This window comes from Streptomyces sp. CAU 1734 (assembly GCF_039888735.1).
In the GTDB taxonomy this organism is placed as follows: Bacteria; Actinomycetota; Actinomycetes; order Streptomycetales; family Streptomycetaceae; genus Streptomyces.
In genome coordinates this window covers 258,462-270,272 of record NZ_JBDQQP010000006.1, presented here as the reverse complement: position 1 = coordinate 270,272, position 11,811 = coordinate 258,462, and the positions used below count along the sequence as shown (strand labels likewise).

Below are 11,811 nucleotides of genomic sequence, written 5' to 3'. Positions count from 1 at the left end.
GATCAATGCGGCCGAGAGCGCGAGCGCGGGCCGCGCAACCCGGCGGACCGGGGCACGGGCCTCTCGGGCAGGCCCGTGCCCCGGAGAGCGGGAGACCGGCGCTCCCGGTCCCGGCGGACTCACCGACCGGCAGTCCCCTGCTCCGTTGTCCGGCAGCCCGGGTGCCCCCACCCCGCGCCAACTTTGGTGATCTTGCTACCGGCCGCATAGGCGGTTCCACAGGAACACCGGCCGGCGAACTTCGCCGTGATCGTCCGGGCGCTGCCGCTTGAAGCGCCGCCCGTCTTCCGCTGAGTACCCACACGGCGCGCACCGCGCGCCGGTCCGGCCCGTTCCGGCGCGGGGACGGGCAGCTCATGGTGGCCGAGGGCGGTGCCGGCGGGTTCCTGAGTGGCGGCCGCGTCGCTGGCGGCCTGGTCGGCGATCGCGTTCAGCAGGTCCCCGCCTTCCTGGTGCGCGGGGACGTGGACGAGGTTCACCTCACGATCCGTCAGCAGGGCGTCGATGCGCTCGACCAGGGCGCGGTTGGCGACCGGGCTGCCGCCGGCCGTCTTCCACCCGTTGCGTTTCCAGCCGGGCAGCCACTGTGTCACCGCCTTCATGGCGTACTGCGAGTCCATCCGCACTTCCAGCGGGGTGTCGGCAGGGGTGGACTCCAGGAGGCGCTGCAGCGCGGTGAGCTCCGCGACGTTGTTCGTGGCGGTGCCGAGCGGGCCGGACTCCCAGCGCTGCGGGGAACCCTGCGCATCGGCAACCACCCACGCCCACCCGGCTCGGCCGGGGTTGCCTTTCGACGAACCGTCGGCAGCGCCGACAATGCGGTCATTCATGTCCCCGATCATGCCACCCGCACCACACCGCCCGGCCCGTACCCCGAGCGCTCGTACGCGCCCGGCGGACGGTATCCGCGAGGAGGGAGGCCGCCGGGTGCCTTTCCGCGAAACCGTCGTTGTCAGGGCGCGCGCTTGTACATCACGTCGAGATGGTGTCGATCCCGGTGAGGCACGGAGTTGTCCGGGCCCGGGAGGCTGAAGACCGCGTGGACATCGGCCGGCGAGGTGAGAATGCCGGACTGCCGGCCGAAGGTGAGGGTGTCGTTGACGTGATGCTCACAGGCCGCGGCGTCCAGGGCGGTGACCAGCTCCTCGCGCACCACGGTGGCCTCGAACGACTCCGATCCGGGCAGGACGAGAGCGGGAAGCCTCACTGCCGAACCGGGCCAGAGGCGGATCCGGATGCCGCTCACCGACCGCTGGGTGACGTCCAGCTCGAGTCCGCCCCATGTACGGGTAGCCGTCGGTGTCGGGCCCCTTCATGAGGATGGCGGGGTGCGGCCGCCCAGGGCCGATGAGGTCCTCAGCACCGGCCAGGGACATTCCGCAGTGAAGCGGACCGACCCGGCCGGTTCTGCCGAAGTCGACGAGCACGTTCATCAAGGTCACGACAGCGACTGTGACACTCTCCCCGACCCGGGCGCACTCCGATATCAGCGGTACCCGGAGCCCGTGGCCGGGGCCGCCCGGCGGTTCCGCCGATGTCTCGGTGAGGCCCCGGTGGCACCGGACCCTTCCATCGCCTCGAAGAGGCCTCCCACGGGAAGGCGGACTCGTCCCGATCCGCACCACCGCCGTGGACATCCATTCACACGCGAGGAATGTGCAGGTCCAGGAGCGCCCGCAGGCGCTCGGAATCCCCGGTCTCACGTACGCCCCGTTTGGGCAGGACGCTGAGGTACATGATGCCGGGATCACGGCTGAGCAGAACGAAGTGACCGGCCGTTTCCCGGTATCCCCGAAAGACGGGCCACTCCTGGATCAGGGTGCTGTGGTCGGTACGGCATGTGACCCCGTCGGGAGACACGGTGACGCGGTACTCGCCCTGCCATCCGACGAGCCGCTGCACATGGGCGGCCTGCGCACGCGGGTACCCCCACACCACCAGGACGACGAAGACGACCAGAACCGTCGAGACGAGGTCGATCGCACCGCGGCCCACGGTGAGGACCAGCCATTGCCCCACCCACAGCAGGAGGAACCCACTCCGCAGCAGCAGACCGGTCCACTTGACCCGCTCACGGACCCGCAGGCCGGCCAAGGTGTCCGGAGAACGGGGTCGGTACGCCAGTTCGACCACGGCCCGCTCTTCCGTGACATCGTCAGAGGCCGCCGCTCTGTCGGTGCCTTGGTCACTGTGGCCCTCGGCCATGGTTCCTCCCGGTGCGAGACATGCGGATGATGGTGAACCGCAGCTCGCCATCATCGCCGGTCGGAGGCCATCACTCACCCGGAAGGGACCGCCCGCGCCGAAGCCGACGGCCACCAGTGCAATTCGCCCGATCGAAGCCGCAGGTCAGCAGCGCCGGCATGGCAACTCCCGCGCTCCGGGCGAGGACTGAAGCGTCCGTACGTCTCATGCCTGCCACACCAACAGCAGCGCGGAACGCCGAACTCCAACTCGTCGCCGGCGATGGCCGTGGCGATCAGGGGCGGGCCCGCATGCGCTCACCTCCTCAACCACACGATCCTCAACGGGTGCTCCTGAGGCGGCCAGTTGCGCCGCCCACGGTCCACAGAGCCGTACGGGCTCCGGCCGCAGCGGCTGGGGGTGTACAGCAGCGGACGGCACGGATGCCACGAATCGCGAGGCCCCCGGCCCCTCGGCGACAGCGGTGAAGCCCCGGCAGGCACTCTCCGCCGCCGAGCTCTGCACCCTGCCGTTCCGGGAGGGTGAGGTACCCGGCGCGCGCCCCAAGGGCATTCCCATCACCTCCCCTCGGGGAGGACCCGTCCGGCCTTCCGTCCTTCCGGCCCGCGTCGGACCCCGACTGCCAGACCGTCGAGCACACCGGCCGGGGTCTCGGCCCTCCCCCGCATCCGGGCCGAGGCCGCGCTGCCCCGCCGCAGCGGGCGCATCGGCAGCGTCGCCAACGACGAGGAGTTGTGGCACACCTGCCGTGCCGTCCTGGCCCGCCTCGCCTCGCCTGACCACCGGTACCGCGCCTCCGGCGCAGCAGGTGTACCGCCTCGGCCCGACGCGCGCTGGAGTGCCCGCCACCGCACCTGAGCCGGCCTTGCCGGATGAGAACCGGGCGCACTGTCCGGCGGGCGGCGCGGGCATCCCGGACCGGGGCCCGGATCGGCATGGTCAGCACTTCTCATCGACGAGCTCGGCGAACGCGTCCCGGCTCATCACGCGGCCGTCCGCCCAGACCTGGCCGGGATCCAGAGAAGCGAGGTCGTCCGCGGTGAAGTGGACTTCGCCGTCGTACGGATTCCATCCGTCATGCGGACCTTTGAACCCCAGGACATAGGTGTGTCCCGGGGCCGGCGCCTGCACCCCTGTTGTCTCCACGCGCCAGGAAGGCGGTGGGGCGAAGAGCGCGAACGACGCGCCTCGGTGGACTCCGCTCGTTTTCCAGCCGCTGTCCTCGGCCCCTTCGGCCGGCGTGGTCGAGGAGTCCGGATCGGATTCACCTCTTGCGGAAGGATGAACGGCGCTCTCGTCCGTCCCCCAACCGCGCAACGCCACATGCGCGGCGCGGTCGCCGTCGCACGGCCGGATCTCCCCGGCGGGCTTCCCGTCCTCGCCCATCCACACAGCGGCCAGGGGCAGTTTCGCCGGGCTGCATCCGCTCAGCAGTCCAAGAGCCGACACCGCGTACACGGCACCCATCACACGTCTCATCCACACCTCCGTTTTCTCCGGCCTGACACGAGGAGCCGTGCCAGGCCATGGGTACGGGATGAAATCCCCTGGCCCACACGGGTTTACACCGTCCCGGGACCGGCGTCACGTCGGAGGGCTCGTCGCGGCCGGCCCGGCCGTCGGCGCTGGAACCGGCCGGCTCGTGATGTGTCACTCCGCGACGGGAACACGCCGAGGCCGGCCATCGTGATCCGGCCGCCACATGCCACACGGATCTCGACGGGTACCGGCAGCCGGCGCGAGGTCACCGGGTTTCCACCCCGGTGTACGGCGAGGTGGGCGCCGACCCGGCCCCGTTCCCTGTCCCCCGGCGGGTACTGCGGGCTGTGGCATCGCGCGGATCGACCGTACGATCGCCGTATGTCTGCCGCCGAGCGTGTGACTCGTTACTCCTTCGCCGACCGCCTCCAGCGGATCTCCCTTCCGCGGCCGCTTTCCGTCCTCCCGGCTCGAATCTGGTCGGCGGAGGAATGGGAGCGCATCCAACTCGGTCACGGCTCCGGGGACATGGACGAGAAGTGGGATGTCTTCGCCGAGGGGACCGTTGTCTTCCTGCACCGGAGCTGGACGGGGCGCGGGATCTTCGAGGCCGCGTTCACCACGGCCGGCGACGAAGGCGGCCGGCAGATCACCGAGGCGGTGGTTGAACGTGACCAGGGACGCTACCGGAGTGAAGACGACGAGTACGACTGTCTGCTGCTGGAGCTGGTGATCAGCTCGATCGTGCTCGGCGAGCCGGCGCGGGCGCTCCGCTCGCGGCTCGCGGAATTCACCCGGCGGGCCGGGGGTGCGGAGGTTCCCGCTGGGCTGGTGCAGCACAGTGTCCTGGGCCTGCGCTCGGATTCGTAGGCGGCCTCGGCAGTACGGCCGTGTGCGAGGGGCCGTGCGTCACTCAGCCGGCGAGGCCGCAGACGACCGGACCGGGTGCGGATCGCACCGCTCTCGTCATCGGCTGACGGCAGGGCCTTCTCGACGGACTGGAGGCCGAGGAGCAGGATTACGCGGCCTTCCTCCTCCAGCGGCTCCGGCACCTTCGAGGAGACGCGGTCCGCGAGGTACGCCCACCAGGCCGGCGAGCGGCGCGGCTCGACGCGGTTTGCCGCACAGCGCCCCGAGAGCACGGTCCGGTGCGGTATCCGGCGGAGACCCCGGCCTCAGCGGTCGGCTGCGTGCTGTGGGGCCGTCAGGGAGTGAGTACCGTTGGACCGTGATTGATCATGGTGTTGCTCTGCCCTACTACCGTCTCCATGTTGTTCCCGCCGTCGTGGCACTGGCCAGCCCGACATGACAGCGCGAGGTGTGGCTGGATCCTGGGCAGTTCGAGAATCTCGACTACACCGTGCACGTACTCTTCGACGATTTCTGCGACGCGGACAATCCGTCCTCCTGGCTGGGCCGCTGTCTCCGCACCGAGGAAGAAGTCGGGCTGATGGCCCGCCTTGGCGCCGCTTACGGAGTGGTGCAGGACTCAGTGGGCGCGGACGCCCGCGACGAGGTCTATCTGGACTCACCGGCTTGGCCTGCCGTGGTCACCGCGGCGGCTCGTCTGGCCCAGGTCATGGTGTCCAATGATCATGTGGCCTTGAGCGGGCCGCACCAGTCCGGCCAACGCCGGCCTCTCGTGTGACTCGGCGCGCAGACCACACCTGGCCGTGAGGGCATCCCGCGCTGCTCCGTTCGGAAGGTGCCTGGCCACCCCCCGGCGCCCGACAGGACGCCGCGTGGCCGAGGCGCAAAGTCACGCAGCCGCCGGACCGTTGCCGGGCCGGGCTCCGTCCGGCGTACTCCGCCACACAGCGCTTGTGCGACGGGGCTTGGGCGGGTTGGTCACACGTACGGGGCGGACGAGGTGTTCCGCCGCCGGGGCTCCGCCGCCACGCTCAAGTCCGGACCGGGACGGCTCCCGGCCCGCTCCGGCTGACCGTCGGCCTGCGCGGTGGAGCGGCGCCCGCGCCCGGTTCCGGGGCATGCCCGTCCCTTCCGCAAGTGGACACAGGTCCCCGAGCCAGTACCCGTGGCCGGGCCGCGCGGGCGGAGACCCACGAGGTGATGAACGCGCTCCACCGCCATTCGGTGGCCGTGTGCCGCGTGTTCACCCGATCCGGTGGATTGGCGAGAAGGCAGCGGGAACGTATGGGCCGCGCCACCACAGTGGAGGCACACGGCTCCAGCACATGCCATCACCTGGCATGTCGACCTCACGAAAGGCGGCAGCTTCGATGCAGACGGAAGCGCTCAACCGGGTCAGGCTCGTCTTCACGCTCTTCGACGCCAACAACAACGGAGTTCTGGAGGCGGATGACTTCGAGCTGATGGCGGACCGGGTGAGGGACGCGGTCCCGGGTGCGGAGCCGGCGGCGCGGGAGGCGATGACAGCGGCGTTCCGGCGGTACTGGGACACTCTCGTCGGCGAGCTGGACACGGACGACGACGGCAGAGTCGACTTCGAGGAGTACACGGCCTGCGTGCTGGCGCCCGAGCGGTTCGACGGGGCCGCCGCGGAGTTCGCGAGCGCCCTGTCCACCGTTGGCGACCTGCGGGGAGACGGGCGGGTGGGGCGTACGGAGTTCGTCGCGCTGATGATCGCGATCGGCTTCGCCCCGCCCAACATCCAGGCACTCTTCGACGCGCTCGGCCCCGACGAGGAGGACCGTGTCGCCTCCGGTGCCTGGGACGAGGCCATCCGCGAGTACTACCGTCCCGACGCCGACGGCACCGTCGGGGATCTTCTGGTGAGCATCCCGGCCGCCTGATCTCCGCCGCGGCCGGGTTGAGTCCGCGGTCGAGATCCGCCGGCGGCTGGTGCTCCGGACTCACACCGACCGTGCTCCCGGCTGCCGGTGTCATGTTTCCTCTTCGCGGGCTCCGGGGCGGCATCGGGCGACACCGCCGCCCCGGCCGGTGGCCGTCCCGGGGCGGTAGGGTCCGGGCCGCCCGCGCCCGGGTTCGGAGCCCCGTGGCCCCTTCGCGGTGGGAACGGCCCGCCATGCCCACCGCCACCGCCGGAGTGCCGGTGCACCGGGAGAGCCGGGCAGCGGCACGGCGGAGCGGCTGCCGGGTGCGCCGGAGGCCCGGACCGGCTCCGGGGCCGGCCGTGAGAACGTCCCCGGACCGGCTCCGGCGCCGGATTGTCAGACCCTCGTCCTACGCTTCCTCACATGAGCGTCTCTCTCTATTACAGCGCGCACCGCACGGCACCTCTGACCGAGGCGGAGTCGGCCGCCGTCACGCGCATCGCCGCCGCGCGCACGGCGTCGTTCCCGTACGACGACGAGGAAAGCCTGTATGTGTACGAGCAGCGCGGTGACGAGCCGCGGGAGGTCATCGCCGGATCCACCAAGATGCCGTTCGATCCCGAGCGCGTGATACCGGTGATCGCCCATCTGCTCGATTCCGTGTCGGAGTTGCGGCGGGCCGTACCGGATGCCGAGTGGCGCGTGCACATGGACGATCTCGACGTGCCGTGGAACGACGCCGAGGGGTACACCCTGCCCGGGATGCGCGGCGCCGGCCCGATCGCGTAGCTCACCGGCGGTCCGGGGATCCGTCCCCGTTCAACGGGCCCGGCGAACGGGTTCCCTCCCTGCCCGACACACCCGGCGGCATCCCCGGGCCGCCGGACACGCCAGACAAATGCCCGGATTATTACATATGAGGTATTTCATAGGGCATTCTGGAGCCCGGTATCCGACCGGCAGCAGGAGCAGAGTCATGGTGGAGAACCCGGCGCCGGACCCCGTGTCCCCGCAGGATCCCTCGCCGCCGCCCGAGCGCGACTGTGTGAACGACCCGATCGGCGGAATCCTGGCCGAGTTCGTGGGCGAGCGGATGGGGGACCGGATCGGCCAGGGGCAGGCCCCGGTTCTGCGGCCGGTCTTCGTGAAGTTCCACGGAGCGGCCCGAGGCGCGCTCACCGTCGATCCCGAGCTGGCACCCGAGCTGCGCATCGGCTTTCTGAAGGCGGCGGCCGGCCGGGCGGGCGGCCTGACCGCCTGGGTGCGGTTCTCCAGCGACACCCTGCCGGAGCGGCCGGATCTGCGCCGGACCGCCGGCATGGGGATCAAGCTGTTCGGGGTGCCGGGGCCGAAGGCGGCTGCGGACGACACCCGCGCCGACACCCACGATCTCGTACTCCAGAATCACGATGTCTTCTTCGTCGACACGGCCCGGGACATGTGCGAGTTCCAGCTGGACCCGGTGGCGTATCAGGCGGGCCATCCGCTCACCCGGCAGATCCTCGCGGACATGCGCAAGCCCGTGGCGAGCGCGCTCACGTCCTCCTACTGGGGTGTGCTGCCGTACTCCTTCGGGCCGGACAGGTACGTGAAGTACAAGCTCGTCCCCGCCGGCTGCGCCTCCGGTGACCCTCGGGCCACGCCGCAGGACGAGGATCCCTCCTTCCTCCGCGGAGACCTGCGCCACCGCCTGGCCGCCGGCCCGGCCGCCTTCGATCTGCTGGTGCAGTTCCGCACGGACGGGGACCGCATGCCGCTGGACCGGGCCACCGTGCGCTGGGAGGAGTCCGAGAGCGCGCCCGTCAAGGTGGCACGGCTGACACTGGACCAGCAGGACATCACCGCCCGGGGGCAGGAGGAGTACGGCGACAGCCTCGCCTTCAACCCCTGGCACTGTCTCGCCGAACACACACCCGCCGGCAGTGTCGCCGAGGCCCGCAGGGTCGTCTACCGGGCGTCGGCGGCCCGGCGGCGCGACGCCAACGGGATCCCGGCCGCGGAGCCGGGGCCGGCCCGCCCGGCGGTCGCCGAGGCGCCCGCGCGGGACACCCGGATCGTACGGGCCGCGGTGCACCCGGCGATCGGCGTGGCCCGGGTCGGGGACAGCGCCGGGGAGTTCTTCCTCGCACCCGAGCTGGAGGACGCCCCGCCCCGGCCCACCGGCACCTACAAGGACGCGACGGGCGCGCTCAAGCGGCAGGCAGTCCGGTTCCGGGTCTACGGCTACAACGCCGCCGGCGAGGCGGTGGCCGAGCTCACGGCCGACAACGCCGATCTGCGCTGGACCGTGCACGTGGCCAACAAGAAGGCCGCCTGGTACCAGTTCCAGCTCGCGCTGGACATCCCCGAGGCGGCCGACGCGCCCGCGAGCACCCTGCGCAACGCCACCACCGTGCCCGCCGGGGAGCGCGACCGCCTGATCATCGACCCCGGCCCCCGGTCCGTGCGCGGACGCGACCGGTCGGGCGGCCCGGAGTACGCATGCGACACCGGGACGTTCCTGGGGCGCCCCGTCCACCTGGGCGAGCTGCGCACCGATGCCCTGGGCCGGCTGGTCTTCCTCGGCGGGCGCGGGGTGTCCGCCTCGCACGACAACAGCCAGGCCGGACACTTCGCCAACAATGACGGCTGGCACGACGACACCTCCGACGGGCCGGTCACCGCCCAAGTCCGCGTCGACGGCCGGAGCATTCCGGTCGACCCGGGCTGGGTGGTGGTGGCCCCGCCGAATTACGCGCCGGAGCTGAAGTCGGTGCGCACCATGTACGACCTGATGTGCGACACCTTCGTGGCCGCGGGCATGCTGGAGCCCCCGGCCCGGGTCTCCTGGACGCGCGATGTGCTGCCCCTGCTGCGGCGCCTGTGCGATCTGCAATGGGTCAACCGGGGTATCGCGGCGCTGTTCGGGCACGGCGGCCGTGAGCATTTCCTGACACCCGAGCGGCTGGCGGCACTGTCCGACCCCGGCCCCCGCCACGCCGAACTGCGGCAGCAGATCTGGGCCATGATGCGCGACCCCGACCGCGACGGGCTCTCCCCCGTGCCCTGGCCGCCGGTCTACGGGGACGCCATGAGTGTGCGGCCGGTGTCCGTACGCCAGCATCTGTCCCTGTCCCCTCTCCAGTACGGCCTGCTCGCCCGCTGGGCCGCCGGGGACTTCGACGCCGACCACGACCCGCGGGCCGAGCCGCCCGCCGCGCTCGACGAACTGCCGCTCGCCCGGCGCCCGGCGGCCCTCGACCGGGCCGCCCTGTCGCACTGTGTGGCCGACGCCTTCCATCCGGGCTGCGAGCTGTCCTGGCCGATGCGCCATGCCACCTTGTACTCCGCGCCCTTCCGGGTGCGGCACCGCGACCCCGCCGGACCGGAGCCCGCGTACGGTTCCACACTCACCCCGCGGACCGCGTCGGCCGTCGACGGACCGCTGTACGCCCAGGGGCCGGGCGGGCTCACCCGCTGGATGGCGGTGCCCTGGCAGACCGACACCGCCCGCTGCCGCTCCGGCTACTACCTCGGTTTCGGGCCGCGCTACGACCCGTATCTGCCGACGTTCTGGCCGGCGCGGGTGCCCAATCACGTACTGACGGACGAGGACTACCGCATCGCCGTCAACCCCTCCGCCGGCGCGGAGGAGCGCCTGGCCGCCTTCGAACGGCGGGCCGTGTGGGACAGATGGCTGCCGTCCGACCGCATCGCCCAGATGAATGCCATGGTCAAGGACTTCGGCAAGCTCGGCCTCATCGAGCGTCGCGACGGCCCGGATGCGACCGCCGGATCCGCGGCCGGGACCGGCACCGCGGCCGGGACCGGCACCGGGACCGAGCCGGGATCCGGAGCCGAGCCGGGATCCGGGGCCAACCTGCCCGGGCCCGATCTGCCCGGGGCCATGCTGGTGGAGTCGGAGGTGAGCTTCCACTCCGAGCAGCCCCCGCCCGCGCTGCGGAACCTGGTGTGCCTGCATGTGCCCGAGGCGGCCGATCCCGCGCTGCGGCAGGAGATCGTGGCCGCCGCGCTCGCCGAGGCCGGCCGGCCCGCCGAGGAGGTGCTGGCGGGGTACTTCGAGAAGGTCGCCCGCTTCCCGGAGACCCGATGAGCCCACGGGCGCAGGGGGCACCCGCCGAGCGGTTCGAGACCGTGGTGGCCGGAGGCGGGCCGGCCGGGTCGGCCGCCGCCCTGGTACTGGCGCGGGCCGGCCGCAGCGTCCTGCTCGTGGACGCCGGCCCGCCCGCCCCCGCCGCCGGCGCCTTCACCGTGGGGGAAACCCTGCCGCCCGCCGCCCGGCCCCTCCTGCACGACCTGGGCCTGTGGTCCGGCTTCACCGCGGGCGGGCATCTGCGCTGCCCCGGCACCTACGCGTCCTGGGGCTCGCCGGAGCTGTACGGACGCGGTCATCTGCACGACCCGAACGGCCCCGGCTGGCACCTGGACCGGGGCCGGTTCGACGCCTTCCTGCGCGCGACGGCTGCCGCCGCGGGCGCCCGACTCCTGCGTGCCACCGTCCTCGGCCACCACGGCGCCGGTGCCGAACAGCAGGTGACGGTAAGGGAACCGGACGGCCGGGTGCGGGAATTGCGCTGCCGCTGGGTGGTCGACGCCACCGGCCGGCGCGCCCTGATCGGCCGACGCCGGGCCGTGCGCCACCGCCAGGACCGGCTGGTGGCGGCCTTCGCGCTGCTCACGCGGCGCAGCGCGCGGGACGGGCCCGGGGACGAGGAGCTGCGCACCCTGGTCGAGGCGGTGCCCGAGGGCTGGTGGTACACCGCCCGGGTTCCCGCCGGGCGGGTGGTCGCCCACCTCACCGACGCCGATCTCGCCGATGCCCGGCTGCGCACCGCCGCCGGGTTCCGGCACGCGGCGGCACACACCCGGCACGTCCGCGACCGGCTGCGCGGCTACGAACCGGCCGGCTGTCCCGCACCCCGCTGGACCGCCGCCCACGGGCTGCGGCTGTCCCCGCCCGCCGGCCGGGGCTGGATCGCCGCCGGGGACGCGGTGCTCTCCTTCGATCCGCTGTCCTCGCAGGGCATCCTGACGGCCCTGCACACCGGTGCGCATGCCGGCCGGGCCGTCGCGCGGGCACTCTCCGGTGATCTGGACGCCCTTGAGGAGTACGCCGCGTTCGTGGACAAAATCGGCCGCGCCTACCGGCACCATCACGCCCGCGCCTACGCGGAGGAGTGCCGCTGGCCGGACCATCCCTTCTGGCGGCGCCGGGCGGGTGATCCGTCCGGGACGGCCGGGCCCGGTCCCGCTGTCCCGGACGGCTGACGGCCCGTTCGCCAGATGTCCGCCCCGCCGGGTGCGGCCCGCCCGGTCCGGGAGCCGGCCCCGCCGTCCTCGTGAGAAGCGGCGGACGGGTGCGCACCGGCCC

At 72.4% G+C, this 11,811-nt stretch carries 10 protein-coding genes; 6 read left to right on the top strand and 4 right to left on the bottom strand.

From position 1 onward, the window contains the following. Nucleotides 1-119: 119 nt before the first annotated feature. The 4 genes from AAFN69_RS13920 to AAFN69_RS13905 all read right to left on the bottom strand — a co-directional run bounded on the left by AAFN69_RS13920 (nucleotide 120) and on the right by AAFN69_RS13905 (nucleotide 3,684). A complete protein-coding gene (locus AAFN69_RS13920; RefSeq protein ID WP_347728761.1) occupies nucleotides 120-842 on the bottom strand; it encodes a ribonuclease H in 723 nt (240 codons plus the stop codon). 110 nt (nucleotides 843-952) lie between these two features. Next, entirely contained in the window at nucleotides 953-1,207 is a 255-nt protein-coding gene (locus AAFN69_RS13915) for a hypothetical protein (protein ID WP_347728760.1), read from the bottom strand. Nucleotides 1,208-1,641: 434 nt separating this feature from the next. Continuing rightward, entirely contained in the window at nucleotides 1,642-2,205 is a 564-nt protein-coding gene (locus tag AAFN69_RS13910; RefSeq protein WP_347728759.1) for a YcxB family protein, read from the bottom strand. A gap of 939 nt (nucleotides 2,206-3,144) precedes the next feature. Further along, nucleotides 3,145-3,684, bottom strand: a complete 540-nt coding sequence (locus tag AAFN69_RS13905; RefSeq protein ID WP_347728758.1) for a hypothetical protein — start codon at nucleotides 3,682-3,684, stop codon at nucleotides 3,145-3,147. Nucleotides 3,685-4,065: 381 nt separating this feature from the next. Here AAFN69_RS13905 and AAFN69_RS13900 point away from each other — a divergent pair, with 381 nt between their 5' ends. The 6 genes from AAFN69_RS13900 to AAFN69_RS13875 all read left to right on the top strand — a co-directional run bounded on the left by AAFN69_RS13900 (nucleotide 4,066) and on the right by AAFN69_RS13875 (nucleotide 11,708). Further along, nucleotides 4,066-4,554 (top strand): hypothetical protein, encoded by a 489-nt coding sequence (locus tag AAFN69_RS13900; protein ID WP_347728757.1) that lies wholly within the window; start codon nucleotides 4,066-4,068, stop codon nucleotides 4,552-4,554. Nucleotides 4,555-5,002: 448 nt separating this feature from the next. After that, entirely contained in the window at nucleotides 5,003-5,332 is a 330-nt protein-coding gene (locus AAFN69_RS13895) for a hypothetical protein (protein WP_347728756.1), read from the top strand. Between the two features lie 592 nt (nucleotides 5,333-5,924). Continuing rightward, nucleotides 5,925-6,458: an EF-hand domain-containing protein gene (locus tag AAFN69_RS13890; protein ID WP_347728920.1), complete on the top strand. Its 534-nt coding sequence runs from the start codon at nucleotides 5,925-5,927 to the stop codon at nucleotides 6,456-6,458. Nucleotides 6,459-6,863: 405 nt separating this feature from the next. Beyond that, complete coding sequence (locus AAFN69_RS13885) at nucleotides 6,864-7,229, top strand: hypothetical protein (RefSeq protein ID WP_347728755.1); 366 nt, start codon at nucleotides 6,864-6,866, stop codon at nucleotides 7,227-7,229. A gap of 187 nt (nucleotides 7,230-7,416) precedes the next feature. Continuing rightward, nucleotides 7,417-10,533: a LodA/GoxA family CTQ-dependent oxidase gene (locus AAFN69_RS13880; protein ID WP_347728754.1), complete on the top strand. Its 3,117-nt coding sequence runs from the start codon at nucleotides 7,417-7,419 to the stop codon at nucleotides 10,531-10,533. After that, on the top strand, nucleotides 10,530-11,708 hold the full coding sequence (locus AAFN69_RS13875) for a tryptophan 7-halogenase (protein ID WP_347728753.1): 1,179 nt from the start codon (nucleotides 10,530-10,532) through the stop codon (nucleotides 11,706-11,708). The genes AAFN69_RS13880 and AAFN69_RS13875 overlap by 4 nt, the downstream gene beginning before the upstream one ends. Nucleotides 11,709-11,811: the final 103 nt, after the last annotated feature.